The organism is Bradyrhizobium sp. (assembly GCF_035273305.1).
Taxonomy (GTDB): Bacteria; Pseudomonadota; Alphaproteobacteria; order Rhizobiales; family Xanthobacteraceae; genus Bradyrhizobium.
Genome location: NZ_DATEPI010000129.1, coordinates 1 through 20,167, shown reverse-complemented (window position 1 = coordinate 20,167; position 20,167 = coordinate 1). Strand labels below are relative to the sequence as shown.

General features: G+C 60.2%; 17 protein-coding genes. 11 read left to right on the top strand and 6 right to left on the bottom strand.

Annotated features, from left to right (window positions below; translation table 11 throughout):
• Positions 1 to 36 precede the first annotated feature (36 nt).
• Genes ispH through rnhA form a run of 3 tightly spaced genes read left to right on the top strand, consistent with a single transcriptional unit; the run spans position 37 to position 2,449 of the window.
• Positions 37 to 1,002 carry a 4-hydroxy-3-methylbut-2-enyl diphosphate reductase gene (gene ispH / locus VJV58_RS09045; RefSeq protein ID WP_324137003.1) on the top strand — a complete coding sequence of 322 codons (966 nt, stop codon included), beginning with the start codon at positions 37 to 39 and terminating at the stop codon, positions 1,000 to 1,002.
• Positions 1,003 to 1,007: 5 nt separating this feature from the next.
• Complete coding sequence (locus VJV58_RS09040; protein ID WP_324137002.1) at positions 1,008 to 1,988, top strand: homoserine kinase; 981 nt, start codon at positions 1,008 to 1,010, stop codon at positions 1,986 to 1,988.
• Complete coding sequence (gene rnhA / locus VJV58_RS09035) at positions 1,985 to 2,449, top strand: ribonuclease HI (RefSeq protein WP_324137001.1); 465 nt, start codon at positions 1,985 to 1,987, stop codon at positions 2,447 to 2,449. The genes VJV58_RS09040 and rnhA overlap by 4 nt, the downstream gene beginning before the upstream one ends.
• Before the next feature lie 115 nt (positions 2,450 to 2,564).
• On the opposite strand, the gene VJV58_RS09030 is transcribed toward rnhA, so the two are convergent.
• From VJV58_RS09030 to VJV58_RS09005, 6 genes are all read right to left on the bottom strand, one after another.
• Positions 2,565 to 3,050, bottom strand: coding sequence for a peroxiredoxin (locus VJV58_RS09030; RefSeq protein WP_324137000.1), 486 nt, complete (start codon positions 3,048 to 3,050; stop codon positions 2,565 to 2,567).
• 118 nt (positions 3,051 to 3,168) lie between these two features.
• On the bottom strand, positions 3,169 to 4,854 hold the full coding sequence (locus VJV58_RS09025; RefSeq protein ID WP_324136999.1) for a long-chain fatty acid--CoA ligase: 1,686 nt from the start codon (positions 4,852 to 4,854) through the stop codon (positions 3,169 to 3,171).
• Positions 4,855 to 4,998: 144 nt separating this feature from the next.
• Positions 4,999 to 6,453: a D-alanyl-D-alanine carboxypeptidase family protein gene (locus VJV58_RS09020; protein WP_324136998.1), complete on the bottom strand. Its 1,455-nt coding sequence runs from the start codon at positions 6,451 to 6,453 to the stop codon at positions 4,999 to 5,001.
• 294 nt (positions 6,454 to 6,747) lie between these two features.
• Positions 6,748 to 8,025 carry a sodium:proton antiporter NhaD gene (gene nhaD / locus VJV58_RS09015; RefSeq protein WP_324136997.1) on the bottom strand — a complete coding sequence of 426 codons (1,278 nt, stop codon included), beginning with the start codon at positions 8,023 to 8,025 and terminating at the stop codon, positions 6,748 to 6,750.
• Between the two features lie 261 nt (positions 8,026 to 8,286).
• A complete protein-coding gene (locus VJV58_RS09010; RefSeq protein WP_324136996.1) occupies positions 8,287 to 10,053 on the bottom strand; it encodes a glucan ABC transporter ATP-binding protein/ permease in 1,767 nt (588 codons plus the stop codon).
• A 104-nt stretch (positions 10,054 to 10,157) separates the two neighbouring features.
• Complete coding sequence (locus VJV58_RS09005) at positions 10,158 to 11,216, bottom strand: ABC transporter substrate-binding protein (protein WP_324136995.1); 1,059 nt, start codon at positions 11,214 to 11,216, stop codon at positions 10,158 to 10,160.
• 285 nt (positions 11,217 to 11,501) lie between these two features.
• On the opposite strand from VJV58_RS09005, the gene hisE reads away from it, so the two are divergent.
• The 8 genes from hisE (at position 11,502) to VJV58_RS08965 (ending at position 19,116) form a co-directional block, all read left to right on the top strand.
• Positions 11,502 to 11,903, top strand: coding sequence for a phosphoribosyl-ATP diphosphatase (gene hisE / locus VJV58_RS09000; protein WP_324136994.1), 402 nt, complete (start codon positions 11,502 to 11,504; stop codon positions 11,901 to 11,903).
• Positions 11,904 to 11,948: 45 nt separating this feature from the next.
• Positions 11,949 to 12,548, top strand: a complete 600-nt coding sequence (locus VJV58_RS08995) for a YqaA family protein (RefSeq protein WP_324136993.1) — start codon at positions 11,949 to 11,951, stop codon at positions 12,546 to 12,548.
• A gap of 49 nt (positions 12,549 to 12,597) precedes the next feature.
• A complete protein-coding gene (locus tag VJV58_RS08990; protein WP_324136992.1) occupies positions 12,598 to 13,158 on the top strand; it encodes a hypothetical protein in 561 nt (186 codons plus the stop codon).
• 105 nt (positions 13,159 to 13,263) lie between these two features.
• On the top strand, positions 13,264 to 14,232 hold the full coding sequence (locus VJV58_RS08985; RefSeq protein WP_324136991.1) for a nitronate monooxygenase family protein: 969 nt from the start codon (positions 13,264 to 13,266) through the stop codon (positions 14,230 to 14,232).
• 110 nt (positions 14,233 to 14,342) lie between these two features.
• On the top strand, positions 14,343 to 15,842 hold the full coding sequence (locus VJV58_RS08980; RefSeq protein WP_324136990.1) for an ATPase domain-containing protein: 1,500 nt from the start codon (positions 14,343 to 14,345) through the stop codon (positions 15,840 to 15,842).
• The gene (locus VJV58_RS08975) at positions 15,839 to 17,893 is read left to right on the top strand and encodes an ATP-binding protein (protein ID WP_324136989.1); all 2,055 of its coding nucleotides are present in this window, start codon (positions 15,839 to 15,841) and stop codon (positions 17,891 to 17,893) included. Before VJV58_RS08980 ends, VJV58_RS08975 begins: the two co-directional genes overlap by 4 nt.
• Before the next feature lie 145 nt (positions 17,894 to 18,038).
• Positions 18,039 to 18,302, top strand: coding sequence for a hypothetical protein (locus tag VJV58_RS08970; protein ID WP_324136988.1), 264 nt, complete (start codon positions 18,039 to 18,041; stop codon positions 18,300 to 18,302).
• 166 nt (positions 18,303 to 18,468) lie between these two features.
• Entirely contained in the window at positions 18,469 to 19,116 is a 648-nt protein-coding gene (locus VJV58_RS08965; protein WP_324136987.1) for a hypothetical protein, read from the top strand.
• Positions 19,117 to 20,167 lie beyond the last annotated feature (1,051 nt).

The following is a 20,167-nucleotide window of genomic DNA, read 5'->3' as shown; positions in this document are numbered from 1 at the left end:
GCCGGCGAGGGGTGATTCGGTCCCGAGATCGCTCCCATGCAGGCAAAACCGCCCCTCAAGATCGTGCTTTGTTCGCCACGAGGCTTTTGCGCCGGGGTGGTGCGGGCCATTGACACGGTGGAACGCGCGCTGACGATCTATGGCGCTCCGGTCTATGTCCGGCACGAGATCGTCCATAACCGTTACGTCGTCGACAGCCTGCGCACCAAGGGCGCGATTTTCGTCGAGGAACTCGCTGAAATTCCCGATAACACCAACGCGCCGGTGGTATTTTCGGCCCACGGCGTTCCCAAGTCCGTGCCCGCTGATGCGCAGGCCCGCAATTTCTTTTCGCTGGATGCCACCTGCCCGCTGGTCACCAAGGTGCATCGGGAAGCTGCCATCCATTTCAAGCGCGGCCGCGAGATCCTGCTGATCGGGCATTCGCATCATCCGGAAGTGGTGGGGACGCTCGGGCAGCTCCCGCCCGGGGCGGTGACTTTGATCGAGACCGCGCATGATGCCGCAACCTTCACGCCAAAGGATCCCAACAACCTTGCATTCGTCACCCAGACCACGCTGTCGATTGACGACACGGCCGAGATTGTCGCGATGCTGAAGGAGCGGTTTCCGAATATCTCCGGTCCGCACAAGGAAGACATTTGCTACGCCACTACCAACCGTCAGCTCGCGGTGAAAAAGGTCGCGCCAGTGGTTGATGCGTTGATCGTGGTCGGCGCGCCCAATTCCTCGAATTCGCAACGGCTGCGCGAGGTCGCCGAGCGCGAGGGCTGCCCGATCGCGGTGCTGGCTCAGCGCGCCAGCGATATCGACTGGTTAAGGTTCGACGGTATCAAGACTCTGGGCATCACTGCGGGAGCCTCGGCGCCGGAAGTGATTGTCGAAGAGATCATGGGCGCATTCGCCGAGCGCTACGAGTTGCATGTGGAGACGGTCTCGGCCGCGGAAGAGAACGAATTCTTTCCGTTGCCGCGCTCGCTGCGGCCCGACGCCGCCGAGTAGATGAAATGGCGGTTTACACCGACGTCGCCGCCGACGAGCTTGCGGAATTCCTGAGCCGTTACGACATCGGCGACTTGCTGTCCTACAAGGGGATCGCGGAGGGCGTCGAGAATTCCAATTTCCTGGTTCACACCACTGCCGGATCGTTTTTCCTCACGCTGTACGAAAAGCGGGTGGCAGTGAAGGACCTGCCGTTTTTTCTAGGACTGATGGCGCATCTCGCCGGGCACGGCATTGTCTGTCCGCAACCAGTCAAAACCCTCGACGGGGAAACGCTCGGCACGCTCGCCGGCAAGCCGGCGGCGATCATCGACTTTCTCGAAGGTGTGTGGCCGCGCAAGCCAAATGCGGCGCATTGTGCCGCCGTCGGGCAGGCATTGGCAAAACTGCATCTGGCCGGACGTGATTTCGGGATGAGGCGCGCCAACGCCCTGTCGGTTCCCGGCTGGCGCCCTCTGTTCGACCAAGCGGCATCGCGCGCCGATAACCTGCAACACGGCTTGCGGGCGTTCATGAGCGACGAACTTGATCACCTGGAAAAATTCTGGCCGCGGCATTTGCCGGAAGGGGTCATTCACGCCGATCTGTTTCCGGATAATGTGTTGTTTCTTGGCGAGAAGCTCTCGGGGCTGATCGATTTCTATTTCGCTTGCAACGATATCCTCGCTTACGACGTCGCGATCTGTCTCAACGCCTGGTGTTTTGAGAGCGATCATTCCTTTAATGTCACCAAGGCACGAGCGTTTCTCAACGCATATGGTCGCGAGCGACAACTCTCTACCGGCGAGCAAACAGCGCTGCCCTTGCTCGCGCGTGGCGCGGCGCTGCGGATTTTGCTGACGCGGCTGGTGGATTGGTTCAACGTCCCGCCGGGCGCGATGGTCAAGCCGAAAGACCCGCTGGAATACGTCCGCAAGCTGCGCTTCCAGCAGGGCGTATCCAGCATGCGCGATTACGGTGTTACCCCCTCAGGGGTAGTGGCGTGAGTTCGCATCCGACCGTCACGATTCACACCGACGGCGCTTGCTCGGGCAATCCCGGTCCCGGTGGCTGGGGTGCGATCCTGAAGTTCGGCGACGTCGAAAAGGAATTGAAGGGCGGGGAGGCGCATACCACCAACAACCGCATGGAGTTGATGGCGGCGATCTCCGCCCTGGAGGCTTTGAAAAAGCCCTGCACGGTCGATCTCTACACCGACAGCCAGTATGTGCGACAGGGCATCACCGGCTGGATCAATAGCTGGAAAAAAAATGGCTGGCGCACCGCCGATAAAAAGCCGGTCAAGAACGTGGACTTGTGGCAACGATTGGACGCATCGCTGCACCACCACAAGGTACGCTGGCACTGGGTCAGGGGCCACGCCGGTCACGACGAGAACGAACGCGCCGATCAGTTGGCCCGTGATGGCGTCGCCCTGGCGCGGCTGAAGACCGCAATCGAGAGATGAGGGGTGTTGCCATATCTCGGCCGAGAAGCGGCGTCTTCGCCGCGTCTCGAAGAATGCGAAGGTAGCGTTCCCGTTCGTTGGGAGCGAGGCGAACGCAGCCGGCGATCAGAACGTTTCAGAGCTGCGCCAGAAGTGTATCGCCGCCGGAAACTTCGACCTTGCCGGGCGCCGGCTCGAGATTGAGCTTCTTCACCACGCCGTCGTCCACCAGCATTGAATAGCGCTTGGAGCGGATACCGAGCCCGTTACCGGAAGCGTCGAGCTCCATCCCAATGGCCTTTGTGAATTCGGCGTTACCGTCGGCCAGAAACACGGCCTCGTCACGCTGATCGGTGTCGCGCTTCCACGCATTCATGACAAAGGCGTCGTTGACCGAGACGATTGCGATGCTGTTCACGCCCTTATCCTTGATGGCGTAAGCGTTCAGAAAAATGCTCGGCAGATGCATCTTGTGGCAAGTGCCGGTGTAGGCGCCGGGCACCGCGAACAGCGCGACCTTCTTGCCCTTGAAGATTTCGTCTGTCGTCTTCACCTGCGGACCTTCTGCCGTCATCACGCGGAATTTTGCATCGGGCAGTTTGTCCCCAACCTTGATCGTCATCGTCAACTCTCCTTATTGTGTGCGTGCTTCTTACCTCTCGCGGGGAGGGGGCGCAATGTTCTCGCCACCGGAAAGGGGGATCCGTCGCGCGTTCGCCGGCTAGCTTCGCCTCGGCGGCTCAGGCCGCCACGGCCTTCTTTTCATCCCGCAACTGGCGCCGCAGGATCTTTCCGACATTGGTCTTCGGCAACTCGGTCCTGAACTCGATCTGCTTTGGTATTTTGTAGTTGGTCAGTTGCTGGTGGCAGAACTTGATGATGTCCTCGGGGGTGACATTAGGGTCTTTCTTCACGACAAACGCCTTGACGGCCTCTCCCGAGCGTTCGTCCGGAACGCCGATAACCGCACACTCGAGCACGCCGGGATGGCTCGCGATCACCTCCTCGATCTCATTGGGATAGACGTTGAAGCCGGAGACCAGGATCATATCCTTTTTGCGATCGACGATCTTGGTGTAGCCGTCCGGTGTCATCACGCCGATATCGCCGGTGCGGAAATAACCGTCAGCGGTCATCACCTTGGCGGTTTCATCCGGCCTGTTCCAGTATCCCACCATAATCTGTGGGCCCTTGGCGCAGATCTCTCCGGGCTGGCCGAACGGCAGTTCGTTGCCGTCGTCATCCCGGATCGAGATATAGGTCGAGGGCACGGGAATGCCGATCGATCCGTTGAATTCGGTCACGGTAGCCGGATTGCACGTCAGCGTCGGCGAAGTTTCCGATAAGCCATAGCCTTCGGCGATGCTGCAGCCGGTCAGCTTCTTCCACTGCTCCGCCACCGGGCGTTGCACCGCCATGCCGCCGCCGTTTGAAATCTTGAGCTTCGAGAAATCGATCTTCTTGAAATCGGGATGATGCAACAGCCCGTTGTAGAGCGTATTGACCGCCGGGAAGCTGTTGACCTGATACTTCATCAGCTCCTTGATAAAGCCGGCCATGTCGCGTGGATTGGGGATCAGCAGGTTTACGCCCCCGGCTCGCACCGCCAGCAGGAAGCACGCGGTCAGTGCAAAGATGTGATAGAGCGGCAGCGCGCAAACGATAAAGATTTGCTCGACACGCGGCGGCGCCGCAAGCGCCGGCTGCAGCCAGGCATCGTTCTGCAGCACGTTGGCGAGAATGTTGCGATGAAGCAGCGTCGCTCCCTTGGAAACGCCGGTCGTGCCACCGGTGTATTGCAGGAACGCGACGTCGTCAGGTCCGATCGTGGGCTTGTTCATCTTCATGTTACGGCCGGCGGCAACGGCGTCGTTGAAAGCGACCGCGCCTGGAATCGAATATGCCGGCACCATCTTTTTAACGCGCCGCACTACAAGATTGACCACCAGGCCCTTGAGACCGAGCATATCGCCCATGCTGGCGATGATGACGTGCTTCACGGCGGTCTTGGCCAGTACCTGCTGCACGGTCGTCGCGAAATTCTCGAGAACGATAATCGCTTCGGCGCCGGAATCCTTGAGCTGATGCTCCAGTTCACGTGGTGTATAGAGCGGGTTGACGTTCACCACGGCATAGCCGGCGCGCAGAACGGCGCTGGTAGCGACCGGATATTGCAGCACATTGGGCATCATCAGGGCAACGCGCGCACCCTTCTGCAGGCCCTTGCTTTGCAAGTAGGCGGCCAAAGCCTGCGACATGCGGTCGAGATCGCGGTACGTGATTGCCTTGTCCATGCAGATGAATGCCTTGCGGTCGCTGAACTTCGCAAAGCTTTCTTCCAGCAATTCAACCAGAGATCCGTATTGAGTCACATCGATGTCCGCGGGTACGCCGGCCGGATATTGCTTGAGCCAGATGCGCTCCATGTTTTCCTCCCATTGCCGCCGTTCTTCAGCGAGACCGATTTATTTCAGGCAATATTGGGCAATGCGGCGGCCATGGCAAGCGGCTGCGCGTTTTGAGGATGCATATAGATGAGGACGGCCGGAGACAGCCGCTTTCGAAACCGGCTAACTGTGAGGTGCGGCTGTCTTTTGGTCCAGCGGCGAGGCGTCGCTGCTGGTGCTCTTGGCTCGGCTTGAAGGTTTTGCCACGGCTTTGGGCTTAGCTGATTTTTCCGTGCTGACCGCGGATTTTTCAGAGGCTCTGGCGCCTGCACTGGGCTTGACGCTTGCCCGCCTGATAGCGGCGGGCCTGGCAGCGGGGTTAGTCTCCCCCTTTTTATCGGACTTCCTGTCGGACTTGGCGTCGGCTTTTGACTCGGCCCCGCCATCAGGTCTCTTAGCGGCGACCTGCGTCTTCTTGACGCGATGTCGCGACGTCTGCTTCTCGGAATCTGCGGCAACAGCAGCGATCAGCGCGGCGCCCGTTCGCGTCGGACCCGTGTAAACCGGGATCGGCTCGGATGGCGCGGCCGCTGCGGCAATTAACTCAGATGGCTTCGGCATCGGCGGCTGCATCCCGGCGGCGAAAAACGTAAGGCCGCCTTCGCCGTTGCTCGATCCGTTGCTGGCAATCGTGTCTTCGTCTTCGTCGCTCGCCGGCTTGTGCCGCTTGCCGCTGCACATCTCATCGCGCAAATTCGGCGGCGAGGCCTCGACCGGAACCAGATTTTCGACCGTGCCGAGCGAGGGACGCAGCCATGACAGTGTGCTGTTTGAAAATCCGCGCTCAAGCAACTGGGCCGCCTTCACCGCGCGCGCCTGGCCGGAGGAAGCGCCGAGCACCACCGCGATCAGCCGCTTGCGATCGCGGGTGGCCGAGGCGACCAGATTATAACCCGACGCACAGATGAAGCCGGTCTTGAAGCCATCGGCGCCTGGATAACGTCCGATCAGCTTGTTGAAATTCTGCGTGATCCTGTGGCCAAAGCGGATCGAGGGAATGTGGACGAAGTATTCGTATTCGGGCAAGTCCCGGATGATCGCGCGCGCCAGGATTGCAAGGTCCCTTGCTGAAGTGATCTGACGGTCGTCAGGCAGGCCGTTTGGATTGACATAGTTCGTTTGCGTCATGCCGAGCCGCTGCGCGTTCTCGTTCATCAGCGCGGAAAAACCATCGACCGAGCCGCCGACGCCTTCAGCCAACACCACCGCCATGTCATTGGCTGATTTCACCAGCATCATCTTGAGTGCGTTGTCGACCGTCACCTGAGTGCCCGGCCGCAAGCCCATTTTCGATGGCGACTGCGACGCGGCGATCGGCGATACGGTGAATAGCGTGTCGAGGGTGATGCGGCCCTCCTTCACAGCCTTCAGCGTGACATACGCCGTCATCAGCTTCGTCACCGATGCGGGGTACCAAGGATAGGTGGCGTTCTGTGCTTCCAGCACCTTTCCGGAATCGGCCTCAATGACCAGCAGCGCTTCCGCATGCGCGAGCCGCGGGAGAGCCACGACAAGCGTCGCAATCAGGGCGATCCAACGGAGGGAGGAGTTTCGAAATAACAGGCGAGAAAGATGCACTATCCGATTCCGGTCCTTTGAGACCTGCCTGTGATGAGGAGGTCCTGAGGTGTGAGATTCAGGTTTCAAGCGCGTCCGGGTGCGTCGCTACCGCGAATTCAAACTTATACCGCGCTACCTATCTATAACAAGGTTATGCGATCAAATCGTGGACGAAATGGGTCGAATTTCGAGGGTGCGAGCGATGATGTTCCGCTTGTAGGGGATTCATTCAGGGGTATGGATCAGAAGCGTCTAATCAAATCGGACTGACGCCAGTTGGAAGTAGTTTGCCGGGGAGTTTGTCGTTGACGATCATTGCATCATCCTGAATTGTGCAACGTAGACGGCAGCACCCGCCAAATAGCCGAGCATTGCGACCCACGTGACCCGGCGCATGTACCAGATGAACTGGATCTTCTCGATACCCATCGCGGCTACGCCCGCTGCCGATCCGATGATCAGGATCGAGCCACCGGTTCCTGCGCAATAGGCCATGAATTCCCAGAGGAAACTATCGGTCGGATACTGCGACAGCGAATACATACCCATCGAAGCCGCGACCAGTGGCACATTGTCTACAATTGCGCTTAGCAATCCGAGCAGCAGCACTATGATGTCCTGACGTCCGATTGCGCGATCGAGCCAAGCGGCCAGACTCTCGAGAATCTTGGCGTGTTCGAGCGTTGCCACCGCGAGCAGGATGCCAACGAAGAACAGGAGCGAGCTGTGGTCGATCCGGCTCAGCGCGTGAGCCAGTGTCAGCGGTTGGCGTGCCTCCGGCGGTTTGCCTTTGTGCAGGTTTTCGCCGACGATCCAGAGGATGCCCAGCCCAAACAGAATGCCCATGAAGGGTGGCAAATGCGTGATCTGCTTGAATGCGGGCACCAGCACGAGAGTGCCGAGCCCCAAGGCGAACATCGTGTTGCGCTCGAATACCGGAAAATCAGAACCTTGAAGAGCAGCGCTCGGCGCTTCGTAGGGCTTGCCCCTGACAATGAAGGTCACGACAATCAGCGGGATCAGCAGGTTCATGAGGGAAGCGGGAAACAGTGCCCCGATGGTCCTGAGTGCAGTCACTTGCCCGCCGATCCACAGCATCGTGGTGGTGACGTCACCCATTGGGGACCATGCGCCGCCCGCGTTGGCCGCAATCACGATCACGGAGGCAAATAGCAGCCGGTCCTCGCCGCGGTCGAGCAGCTTCCGGATCAGCGACACCATCACGATGGTGGTGGTTAGATTGTCGAGAATGGCGCTGAGGAAGAACGCCGCCCATGACACGAGCCATAACAGGCCCGTCAGGCGCCGCGTGCGGATACGGGACGTGATGAGCGCAAAGCCCTCGTGTGCATCAATCATCTCGACAATGGTCATCGCGCCCAGCAGAAAGAACGTGATTTGCGCCGTCGCGGTGACGGTCTCGTCGATCTCATGTCCAAGGCGACCTTGATCACCAATCGAAAGCGCGTAGATTGCCCACAGCAATCCAGCGCCAAGCAGCGCGAATGCAGATTTGTTTATTGCGAGTGGGTGCTCCAGTGCGATGGCGGCGTAGATCGCGATAAAGACCAGAACAAGCGCGATGACCAAGCAGGGCTCCTAAGGGAACAAGAACCGACGCAGTCTTATGCGCCTCAACTACGCGCGTGACTATGCGACGACGTGCCTCCAATTCGAAACAAATACTGACTAGGGTTATGGCGCAAAGCTGAGATGCTGCCGACTCAACTGATGTCTGTTTTGCGGACTAAATGGCGGAGGCGCCCGGAACCCGGCGTCGTGGATTTACCCAGACGCGCTAGATGATCTTGGGATGATCTTCAGATGATCTTCGCACCGATCGCGAGCGGTTCATGCGGGAACGCTGGCAGGCGCATTCTCCTGAATCATGAATTGCGCTCTCGCCAGTTCGGCGAAACGGCCGCCTTTCGCCACCAGTTCATCGAAGGTTCCAGTTTCAATCACGTGGCCGCCATCGAACACGAGGATGCGCGTGGCATTGCGTATGGTCGAAAGGCGGTGAGCGATCACGAATGTGGTGCGTCCCTTCATCACCTCGTCGAGCGCGGTGTTGAGCTTGGCTTCGGTAATCGCATCCAACGCGCTGGTCGCCTCGTCGAGAATCAGAATAGGGGGATCTTTCAACAGCGCCCGCGCGATCGAGAGCCGCTGCCGCTCACCGCCCGACAGCATGCGCCCGCGCTCGCCGGCGCTGGTTTGAAATCCCTGGTCGCCACGCTGGATGAATTCCAGCGCCTGCGCTCGCGTCGCCGCAATCCGCAGTTCCTCATCGGTCGCGTCCGGCTTGCCGACCCGCAGATTGTCCGCGATCGAGCGATCGAACAACAGCGCTTCCTGGAATACCACGCCGATGTTCCGCCGCAACGCGGCCAAGGTGAGGCCGCGCACGTCCATGCCGTCGATCTTGATAAAGCCGGCCTGCGGATCGAACGCGCGATGCAACAGAGCAACCGCGGTGGATTTTCCGGCGCCGGTCGGGCCGACCAGAGCGATTGTCTGCCCGGGCAGGGCGGTGAATGAAAGTCCTTCGACGGCCGGCCGCGTGCCGCCGTAGCTGAAGGATACATCGTGGAATTCAACTAACCCTGAAAGCCGGCCGGCGTCGATGGCGTCGGCCGGGTCGCGCACCGCCGGCACCTCATCGAGGACCTTGAAGAATTCCTGCAGCCGCGGCGCCTCCATGAATACATTGTTGATGAACGAGACAACCTGCTCGAGCTTTGCGATCAGCATTGTGGCGAAACTCACGAACATCACGATCTCGCCGATGCTGGTAAGACCCTGCTGATGCAGCGCAATGCCGACCGTGAAGATTGCCAGCACGACGATGGTCGTCGATGCCTTGGTGATGACGCTGACGACCGCCCACCACGACAGCACCGGCATCTGCAACGCCAGCAGCTGGTCGGCGACGAAGCGCAGGCCCTGGACCTCGGCATCGATACGCACAAAGCTTTGCACCAGCGCGACGTTGCCGAGCGCGTCCGATGCGCGCGCGGAAAGATCGGTATAGTGCGCCTCGACTTCGTTCTGCATGCCATGAGTCTTGCGCACGACCAGCGTCGTCAGCACGGTGAACACCACGCACAGAACGAATAGCAGCACCGCCAGTCGCCAGTTGATGTAAAACGAGAGCGGCAGCAGTACCACCAGCGACATGATCGCGGCGAAATGCTCGCGGAAAAATCCGAGCCACAGGCGCCACAGCGAGTCCGTGCCGTTCAGCATGACCTTCATCAGCCGGCCGGAATGGATGCCGGTGTGGAACGTCAGTGGCAATTGCATGACATGCTCGAAATAGTCCGTCAGCACGACCTGGCGCTGTCGATGCGCGAGCCGATCGGCGTGCAGCGCTACCGCCGCGCTGCTTCCGATCGTGAACAGGCCGAACGCCGCCCAGGCGATCAAAAGCTGCCATGCCGAATACGAGCCTGCGGGTGGATTGCCGGACAGGACGTCGACGATGCGGCCGAACAGCACCGGCTCGGCGAACTGCGCGCCAGCCAGCAGCAGGTTGGCGCCGGCCAGGATCCAACCCAGCCGTGCCTCTTTGCCTAATAGCTCGAGGACGCGCGTATAAAGCCGAAAAAGTGACATGCGTTCTGGGATCAAGGGGACCGGTTGCGATGCTGTGCGATGGGTTCTGGGGATGCATTCTAGTCGGGGTCGCCGGCGAGATATAGGGGCGGGTGATGGTTTGCTTAATTGATCAGCCGGCTATCCAGCGGAGGCAGAAATGAATTGTCGAAAATATCGGGCGCGGCAGGGCGTTTGGTAAATTTGAAACCCTCGCCGACCTGATCGATCGAGCGGTCGAGCCGGGCGAGATCCACGGCGCCGATACCATTGCGCTTCACCTCGCTAGTAACAATGTTTTCGGCAATCAGCGTGCGCAGCCGTTCAAGCTCCAGATCGCGCGAGCCTCCCTCCATCCGGCTGACGACTTCATCAATCGCGCGCCCAGGCTGCTTGATGGCAAGATCGGTTCCGGCGATCACCGCGCGCACGAAGCCTTTCACCGCAACGGGTTTGCCGACGGCCAACGCGGGATTGACGATCACAGCGAAACCGTAGGCCTCGCATCCATAGTCGGCGTAGCGAAGCACCGCAAGATCATCTGCCGGAATGCCGCGATCCCTGACATTGACGCCGGACAAATACGAAAACCCGGTCACGGCATCGACCTGGCCCGCCGACAGCATCGGCTCGCGCACGGCGGCGGCGATCTTGGTTTGCTTCACACTATCCAATTTGATTCCGTTCTGGCGCGCCAGCGCCGGCCACAACCTGATCGACAGATCGCGCTCGGCAACGCCGAGCGTCTTGCCATCGAGATCGGCGAGCGCGCGGATGCCTCGGCTCTTGCGTGCGATAACGGCATAAGGTGATCTGTTGAACAGCACGAATATCGCCTTGACCGGCGGCGCATCTGCTTTACCGCGGAACCGTATCAGCTCGTTGATATCGACCAACGCGAAATCACTGCTGCCGCTGGCGACGCGCCCGATTGCATCGGGCGAGCCGCTGGCAATGTTGATGCTGACCGCGAGGCCTTCGGCTCCGAACAAGCCGTTGGAGGCCGCCATCACAAAAGGCGCCGCCGCCGCATCGATCGGACGATCGAGGGAGAATTGGATTGCGATTGGTTGCCGGGCCTGGATTTGCGCCCGAACCTCGCTCGGCCCGAGACCCGCCACGCCGAACAAGCCCGTGAGCAAAGCCAGGACGAATCGGGGAGCGATCGTCGAACGTACACGCATGGCGACTACTTCAAGGCCAGCGCATGAGATTGGCAGCGCGGGCAACGGGCAATGTGGGACATCGAACCTGAACGATCGATGAGCAAACGGCGTAACAGACGCACCGGTTGCGGCATCAGCCGTCAGCTCTAACGCGCTCAAGATCATACAGTTCGATATTCCGGCTGCCTCGACGCGTTTGCGGCCATCCGCCGCGGGCAGCAGGCGATGTCGGTAAGCCTTCGTTCATGGTTTCTGGCGCTGGCCGTTAACACCCTGGCGATGGATTTGGACTAATTTCGCGCGATGAGTGATTCGCTGGAACGGCTCTACCGAGCGGTGATCGCGGCCAAGGATCTCGATCCGGCAGTTTCGCGAACCGCACGGCTGTTTCAGCGCGGCCCGGCCAAGATGGCCAAGAAACTGGCCGAGGAGGCGATCGAGGTCGCGATCGACGCGGTCAGCGGCAATTCGAACGCCGTCGTCCGGGAGAGCGCCGATCTCTTCTACAATCTTGTCGTGCTGTGGGCGTCGGCCGGGGTGCGGCCGGAGGACGTTTGGCGCGAAATGGCGCGCCGCGAGAATTTGCTTGGCATCGCCGAGAAGATGCCGAAATCGGCCATGAAAATGCCTAAACCTTCCGCGCCTCGGATCGGGCGCGCTACCATCGTCACGCTTCAGGGCCGCCGGCTGCGCAAGCGCCACTGAGAGCGATCGATCCTCAGCCAATCGCGGCATGGACAAATCCGCTCCATGATGGTTCATCGCCTCATGCTGAGACGGATTTACGACTGGTGCATTGATTCCGCCCACAAGCCATACGCGCTCTGGCTGATGGGAGCCGTGGCATTCGCGGAAAGCTCGTTCTTTCCGGTTCCACCGGATGTGATGTTGATCCCGATGTCGCTGGCGCGGCCGCGGCGCGCATGGCTCTACGCTTTGATCTGCACGGCGGCCTCGGTGGTGGGCGGCGTTCTTGGCTATGCGATCGGCGCGCTGCTCTATGATTCGGTCGGACACTGGCTGATCCAGATCTACGGCTACGGCGACAAGGTCGAAGCCTTTCGCGCCGGCTACGCCGAATACGGTGCGTGGATTATTCTGCTGAAGGGCCTCACGCCGATTCCCTACAAGCTCGTGACCATCACGTCGGGCTTTGCCAACTACAACATCTGGCTGTTCATCGCGCTGTCGGTGATTGCGCGCGGCGGTCGGTTTTTCGTCGTGGCGATCCTGCTCAACCGATACGGTGACTGGATCCGCTTGCGCATCGAAAAGCATCTCGGGCTATGGGTGGCATTGGGGGCCGGCGTCCTCTTGCTTGGTTTTATCATCGCGTTTCGCGTTTTTTGAATTTCGAAAGCGCTTTGCGGTTTGTACGCATCAGGCTACGCTTCCTCTCATGATCGCTCGACAGCACATCCTCGCTCAGGCGAGAGCTCATGTGACCGCTGCGATCTTGGCCGCAGCGATGATGCTGACCGCCCCGGCGAGTGGGTGGTCACAAGCAAGCGCGCCACCAACTTCAATTGATGTCCAGGGCCCGGCCCAGCAAATAATCCCGCAGCAGGACGCGCCGGCAACGCCGCAGCCGGCCCGCGAAGAAGAAAATCCGGGATTGTTGAACGAGCTCGGAAAGATGTTTGATAAGCTTCCCACTCTGAAAAGCCCACAGCAGACCATCGAGGACCTGAACGCCCGCGCCCGTGACGCTGCGTCCTGGCTGGCGAAGCCATCCTCGATGGTGAGCGGCCGGATCATCTGTCCGGTTTCGGCGAATGGCGCGGCGGACTGCAAGCTTGGCGCCGACAAGCTCTGTCAGACAAAGGGATTCAAACAGGGCAAGAGCCTGAATGTCGACGCTGCCCAGACTTGCTCGGCCAAAGTACTGATCCCCGGCCGAACGCGAAAGCCGGACGACTGCCACACTGATAATTACGTCACTACTGCGTTGTGCCAGTAGGCCTGCTTTCCAGGGAGCGGTTGCCTTGTTGATATGATGTCTGGCATCTTTCAAAAAACGAAATCATCCTGCCTCGTTCTATATTGAGCCAAAGGAATTTCTCGCATGTCCATGCCTGGCGTGTTCAAGGGCCGGCTCTCGATTCCAGTGATCGGTGCGCCGCTGTTTATTATTTCCGTGCCCGATCTTGTGATCGCGCAATGCAAGGCGGGCGTGGTTGGATCGTTTCCGGCGCTCAACGCGCGGCCGCCGGCGCTGCTCGACGAATGGCTGGTGAGGATCAAGCAAGAGCTTGCGGCCTATGACCGGGCTAATCCCGATCGTCCCTCAGCTCCGTTCGCGGTAAACCAGATCGTGCACCGATCGAACAATCGCCTCGAACATGATCTCGCGATTTGCGAGAAGCACCAGGTGCCGATCATCATCACCTCACTGGGCGCACGTGAAGAGCTCAACCAGGCAGCGCATCGGTGGGGCGGGATCGTCTTCCATGACGTGATCAATCAGAAATTCGCTCACAAGGCGATCGAGAAGGGCGCGGACGGTCTGATCCTGGTGTCCGCGGGTGCTGGCGGCCATGCCGGAGAAATATCGCCATTCGCATTCGTGGCCGAGACCCGGCAATGGTTCGACGGGCCGATTGCGCTCTCGGGCGCGATCGGGACTGGCCGCGCGATCCGCGCCGCCCGGCTGCTCGGGGCCGACTTCGCCTACATCGGTTCGGCCTTCATTGCCACCACCGAGGCCAACGCGGTGGAAGGCTACAAGCAGATGATCACGAGCTCCGGCGCCGAAGACATCGTCTACTCAAACCTGTTTACCGGGGTCCATGGCAATTACCTCAAGCCGTCGATCGTTGCAGCCGGCATGGATCCGGAAAACCTGCCGCAATCGGATGCATCGAAAATGAGTTTTGGCACCGACTCCTCGGGCGAGCGGGCGAAGCCAAAGGCGTGGAAGGAAATCTGGGGCAGTGGCCAGGGCGTCGGCAGCATCGGCAAGATCGTACCGGCGTCCGAATTGATCGCGCGGTTCAAAAAGGAATACGACGAAGCAATTGATCCCGCGTTATAGCCGACGGCGCGCCATGATGACGCCATAAGTGAGCCGAGAAACCAGAGCAAAAGTTCCGCTCGCGCGGAACCGACTGGTGCCATTAGAGTTTGTGTCCCGTCAGGGGTTACATGAACAAGGTCGAAACAACAGCCGGTAAGGCGAAATCCGGGATCTGGGGGCTTGACGATATTTTGTCGGGCGGGTTTAGCCGTGGCCATATCTTCCTTGTCGAAGGTGCACCTGGCACCGGGAAGACGACCGTCGCACTGCAGTTTTTGCTCGAAGGCGCGAGGTCGGGTGAGAAATGTCTCTATGTCACGCTATCCGAAACGGAGCGCGAGTTGCGCGACGGCGCCGCCTCGCACGGCTGGTCGCTCGACAACGGCATTGAAGTGTTCGAATTGTTGCCGCCGGAAAGCCTGCTGGATTCCGAGCAGCAGCAGAGCTTGCTCTATTCGTCTGATCTCGAACTCGGCGAGACCACAAAACAAATTTTCGAAGCCGTCGAACGGGCGCGGCCGGATCGCGTCGTTCTCGACAGCCTTTCCGAAATCAGATTGCTGGCACAAAGCTCGCTCCGTTATCGACGACAGATTCTGGCGATCAAGCACTACTTCGCGAAATACAACACCACGGTGATGATGCTCGACGATCTTACCGCCGAGATTGCCGACAAGACGGTGCACAGCGTCGCTCACGGCGTGCTGCGGCTCGAGGAATTGGCGCCGGCTTATGGTGCCGAGCGACGCCGCATGCGCGTGATCAAGTACCGAGGCGTGAAGTTTCGTGGTGGCTATCACGATGCGACCATTACTACCGGCGGCTTAAACGTGTTTCCCCGACTGGTAGCATCGGAATATCGCACCAATTTTGAGCGCCGGACGATGACGAGCGGTATTCCGGAGTTCGATCAACTGCTCGGCGGCGGCATCGAAACCGGCTCGAGCACATTGGTGCTCGGTCCCGCGGGCACCGGCAAATCGCTTGCCGCCATCGTCTTCATCGTTGCGGCGATCAAGCGAGGCGAAAAGGCCGCGCTGTTCGTGTTCGATGAGGAGCTTGGGCTTCTATTCTCGCGCATGACAGCGCTTGGGATCGATCTCGAAGCCATGCAGCGCAGCGGCGTTCTGTTTGTCGAACAGGTCGATGCCGCGGAACTATCACCTGGCGAGTTTGCCCATCGAGTTCGCAAACGAGTGGACGACGACAAAATCAGGACCGTGGTAATCGATAGTTTGAATGGCTATCAGGCGGCGATGCCGGAAGAGAATTCTCTTATCCTTCATATTCACGAACTGCTGCAATATCTGAACCGGCGCGGTGCGGCAACGTTCATCACCGTGGCGCAGCATGGTCTCGTCGGCGACATGAAGGCGCCTGTAGATGTTACCTATCTGGCTGATACCGTCGTACTGCTGCGCTACTTCGAGGCGCTCGGCTCTGTTCGGCGCGCCATGTCGATCATCAAGAAACGCACCGGCCAGCATGAAGCAACGATCCGGGAATACCGTATCGACGAGCGTGGTCTTACCATCGGCAAGCCGCTGGAGGGATTTCAAGGCGTGCTTCGTGGTGTTCCTGTCTATATCGGCGGAGGACAGCCCTTACTGGAGGAGCAAACGGCGTGAGAGCGGGTGCGTCGTCCGAACGTGCGGTCATCCTCGCTCCGACCGGACGGGATGCCTCGGTGGCCGCGGCCTTGATCACGGAAGCGGGTTACTACGCCACGGTCTGCGCCGATCTCGTGGAACTGATGCACGAAGTCGAGCGTGGCGCCGGTCTCGCGGTTATTGCCGACGAGGCGATCAAGACCGCGGATCTCCGCCGATTGACGCAATGGCTCAACGAGCAGCCGTCATGGTCGGATTTTCCGATCGTGCTGTTGACGCGCCAAGGTGGCGGTCCAGAGCGCAATCCGGACGCGATGCGGCTCGGACAGGCTTTGGGCAACGTCACTTTCATTGAACGGCCGTTTCATCCGACCACGCTGGTAAGCATTGTCGGATCCGCCGTAAGAGGTCGCCGTCGACAATACCAGACACGCGCCATTCTCGAGGATCTCAGGGAGAGCGAGGGCCTATTGCAGACCGCGCTGAACGCCGGTCATCTCGGCGCACTCGAGCTGCACTTACCCGAGTTGGAGCTCGAAGCTTCGGACACCTGCAAGCAATTTTTCGGACGTAGGCCGGATGAGCCGTTCTCATACGAGGACCTGCTGACGTCCGTTCATCCCGACGACCGGGCGCGGCGCAACCGGGTGCTGGAAACGACCATTAAGAGTGGCGGGGACTACAGCATCGAGTACCGCAATATCTGGCCGGACGGCTCGCAGCATTGGGTAGACGTCCGGGCCCGCGCCGTCCGACGCCTGGATGGCAGCATCAAATCCCTTGTCGGCGTGTCGTCCGATATCACGGCGCGCAAGGTCGCGGAAATCGAACGCGAGAACTTGCTGGCGCAGCTCGCCGCTGAACGCACCGCGCTGGCAGAACTGACTGCTACCCTTGAACAGCGCGTCGAGCAGCGCACCGCCGACCTCATGAAGGAAGTCGCCGCGCGTGAAAAGGCGCAGGAGCAATTGCGCCAGGCTCAAAAGATGGAGACCATTGGTCAGCTCACCGGCGGTGTCGCTCACGACTTCAACAACCTTTTGATGGCGGTGATGGGTAATCTCGATCTGCTGCGCAAGCGGATCCCCAGCGATCCGCGGCTGCATCGGCTGATCGATGGGGCGCTGCAGGGCGCGGAGCGCGGCGCCTCACTGACGCAACGCCTGCTGGCATTCGCGCGCCAACAGGATCTACGAGCCGTGCCCGTCGATCTGCGTGGCCTGATCAACGGGATGATCGATCTGCTGGAGCGTTCTTTGGGTCCGCGCGTGCAGCTCCGTTTACAAATCCCGGAGGGATTGCCGCCGGCCCGGGTCGACGCCAACCAGCTTGAACTTGCCATTCTCAATCTTGCAATCAACGCCCGCGACGCCATGCCCGATGGTGGCTCCATCAGGCTCGAAGTCTCCGAAGTGCAGGCGAACAGCGATCCCGCGCTGCGGCCCGGCCGCTACTTGAAGCTCTCCGTAGTCGATAGCGGCAAGGGCATGAGTCCGGACATACTGAAGCGGGCCGTCGAGCCGTTCTTCTCCTCAAAGCCGCTCGGCAAAGGCACTGGCCTCGGCCTGTCGATGGTGCACGGGCTTGCGGTACAGCTTGGTGGCGCGCTGCAGTTGTCGAGCGCGGTGGGAAAAGGAACGACCGCAACGCTGATCCTGCCGGTGGCGACTGCCGTCCCCGAAACCGACAGTCCCGCGCAAAGGTCGCAAAAGGTCAATCGCTCGGCAGTGATCCTGTTCGTCGACGACGATCCGCTGATAGCGCTATCGACCACCGAAATGCTGGAGGACCTCGGCCATCAAGTGATTGGCGCCAGCTCCGGCGTGCACGCACTCGACATCATCAGGAGCGAGCAGCCCCTCGATTTGATGATGACGGATCACGTGATGCCGGGCATGACCGGCATTGAGCTCGCGGCTGCATCGCGTCAGTTGCGGCCGTCATTGCCCATCCTGCTTGCCACCGGCTACGCCGAATTGCCCGAGGGGACCCAGCTAGATCTGCCGAGATTGGCAAAGCCATATCACCAGGATCAGTTGCGGGATCGGCTCGATCAGCTGCTGGGCTAAGCGCGCCCTGGTCGCGCACATGCGTCGATACCTCCGTATCCTCGGTGCAAGCGGCTTTTAACCGGCCATTAACCATCCCACTTGATGAATCGAAGGCGAAGTCGGCCCGTGGCGGGTCGCGCTCAACCGCTGAAAGGGCTGAGTCATGAATTATGCTGCGACGTCTGAAAAAGCGGCCGCGACCATCGACGAGATCAGGCGGCGGGTCGGTAACGCACTCGAGCGGCATCCGTTGTGTCGAAACGTCCAATTCGAAATCGTGTCGACGCCCAGGTCCAGTAAGGGCAGCAACTGGACGATCAGCATGCAGTCCATCGCGCCCGATGCGCTGTGGGAAGCCTCCGCCATTGTTGCCGATATTCAAGACGCCTATGACCTCTCGGCAGCCGCTCAATTTCGATCTCGCTGATCGCTACTAGGCCCAATCCTCATGCGAACGCCGGCCCGGCCAGCAATGGGTTGTGGATGGCGGCTCAGCCCAGCCCCAATTTCGCCCACGCGCGGCACGGTTAAGCCTTAATTGGTGCCCAGTCTTCGGACAATGATTTGGCCGCAAGCCCCGGACGGAGAACCGTTTGACCAGAGCCATTACATTTATCGCGCTGAGCTGTGTGCTCCTCGCCGGCGCCGCGGCCGTCAGCATTCTGGGCCGAGATAGCGTCCCGGCGGCCAAAGCGGATATGAATTCTCCGGTCGTCAAGAGCCCGATCGCCAATCGGGAAAGCAAACAAGACAGGCTCGCGGTCACCAACATCGCGGTGGCGTCGCTTGAGCCCGCGCCGATACAGAAAATTAGCGAGCCCTTGCGGCAGGCCTTTGCGTCGACCGGCTCCGCCGATATCGTGCAGCCAAAGGCAGTGGCCATTCCGGCGCCGCCGAAGCCGAAGCCGGTCGCGAAGCCTGCCGCGGCGAAACCTTACGCGCTGCTCAGCGACGTGCAGATTGCCGGGATCAAGGAGCGCCTCCGCCTCTCGTCCGACCAGGAATATTATTGGCCGGCGGTGGAAAATGCGCTGCGCGCGGTAGCCCGCAAGATTCATTCTACACGTCACGCCGATCCGCATGTCGCAGCTGCGACGCCGATCGATCCTGATTCCGCTGAAGTCCAGCAATTAAAATCGGCAGCGATGCCGCTGTTGTTTCAGTTGCGCGAAGACCAGAAGCAGGAAGTGCGCACGCTCGCACGCCTGATCGGACTCGAAAAGGTCGCGGCGCAGATTTAGGGCGAGCGTCCGCCAACCATTTCTGATGCTGCGTGATGCGTACTCGCGGGTGGATTGGTGATTGCGCAATCCGCCATCCTGTTTATCTTCGACGGCGGAAGGCGCGAGCTTGTAGGCGAGCCAGTAAATGGCTCCGGGTACGCGTGCCGCGGCTCTAGTTTGGGCAGCACCGCGCAGACAATTTGCTTCGCGGGCAATGTTAAAAAGTGAACAGACGAGCCGGGTCGGTTTCCACACAATGCCGCCCATTGCTTAGCTACCGATGTAATTGCTTTGCGACTTCTCCGCCCGGCCTGATGGCCGGGCGTTTTCTTTTCCGACCGGCCGAATGCGGAACTTATCGCGCTTGCACCGTAGCTACTGATTGAGCCGAGCGTTGCGCGATCGGTTGCGCTACTCCCTGCTACCTCGCGCTTTGATTTGCCCGACAGGCTCTGCGGGAAATCACTGTCCAGCCCCATGCGCAAAAACATTTACGTTCTCGCTCGATGCAAATCGGCTCATAAGCGCCGCCGTCTCGTCCCACAGAGGGGCGGCTCGCGATCGTCACGAACGCGGGACGGGATGCAATGGACGTTGACGTGCCGCTGACGAACGGCATGTGATGCGGACGGCGAAGTCGTGTGGTTCTGACGCCTCGACGCTGGCGTCAAGTTGGCGGGAAATATCCCACTGGCGACGGTGACAACAAAGCCCGATCACCGGGAAGAGCGCGATATAAGTCGTAAACCATTGCGCGGGGAATGCCGGGCGTATCCGGCGTGACCGTGGTGACTACACTCGTATGCTTTTTATTTTGCATGCGAGGCTGCGGGTGCATCGAGCGCCCGGCATTCCCTGCGCCCTCTGATGTTTCAGGTGCGCTTCATATCGCCAACTCGCGCGGATCACGCGGCGAGATGGCGGAGGTGTGGGCGGGTCGTCTGGCTGTTTGAAAATTTGGAATTGAGCGCGGCTGCTCTTTCTTATCCCTCCCACTTGTGGGGTCGAGACGAGCAAAGCTCGCTCTGGGGTGGCGCGAAGCGCCGGGTGGGGGCTTCCGCAGGGGACG

What these genes read in the sequence shown, in the direction of transcription:
- ispH (WP_324137003.1), top strand. Translation starts at nt 37, where the DNA reads ATGCAGGCAAAACCGCCCCTCAAGATCGTGCTTTGTTCGCCACGAGGC.
- VJV58_RS09040 (WP_324137002.1), top strand. Translation starts at nt 1,008, where the DNA reads ATGGCGGTTTACACCGACGTCGCCGCCGACGAGCTTGCGGAATTCCTG.
- VJV58_RS09030 (WP_324137000.1), bottom strand. Translation starts at nt 3,050, where the DNA reads ATGACGATCAAGGTTGGGGACAAACTGCCCGATGCAAAATTCCGCGTG.
- VJV58_RS09025 (WP_324136999.1), bottom strand. Translation starts at nt 4,854, where the DNA reads ATGGAGCGCATCTGGCTCAAGCAATATCCGGCCGGCGTACCCGCGGAC.
- VJV58_RS09010 (WP_324136996.1), bottom strand. Translation starts at nt 10,053, where the DNA reads ATGTCACTTTTTCGGCTTTATACGCGCGTCCTCGAGCTATTAGGCAAA.
- VJV58_RS09005 (WP_324136995.1), bottom strand. Translation starts at nt 11,216, where the DNA reads ATGCGTGTACGTTCGACGATCGCTCCCCGATTCGTCCTGGCTTTGCTC.
- hisE (WP_324136994.1), top strand. Translation starts at nt 11,502, where the DNA reads ATGAGTGATTCGCTGGAACGGCTCTACCGAGCGGTGATCGCGGCCAAG.
- VJV58_RS08995 (WP_324136993.1), top strand. Translation starts at nt 11,949, where the DNA reads ATGATGGTTCATCGCCTCATGCTGAGACGGATTTACGACTGGTGCATT.
- VJV58_RS08990 (WP_324136992.1), top strand. Translation starts at nt 12,598, where the DNA reads ATGATCGCTCGACAGCACATCCTCGCTCAGGCGAGAGCTCATGTGACC.
- VJV58_RS08985 (WP_324136991.1), top strand. Translation starts at nt 13,264, where the DNA reads ATGTCCATGCCTGGCGTGTTCAAGGGCCGGCTCTCGATTCCAGTGATC.
- VJV58_RS08980 (WP_324136990.1), top strand. Translation starts at nt 14,343, where the DNA reads ATGAACAAGGTCGAAACAACAGCCGGTAAGGCGAAATCCGGGATCTGG.
- VJV58_RS08970 (WP_324136988.1), top strand. Translation starts at nt 18,039, where the DNA reads ATGAATTATGCTGCGACGTCTGAAAAAGCGGCCGCGACCATCGACGAG.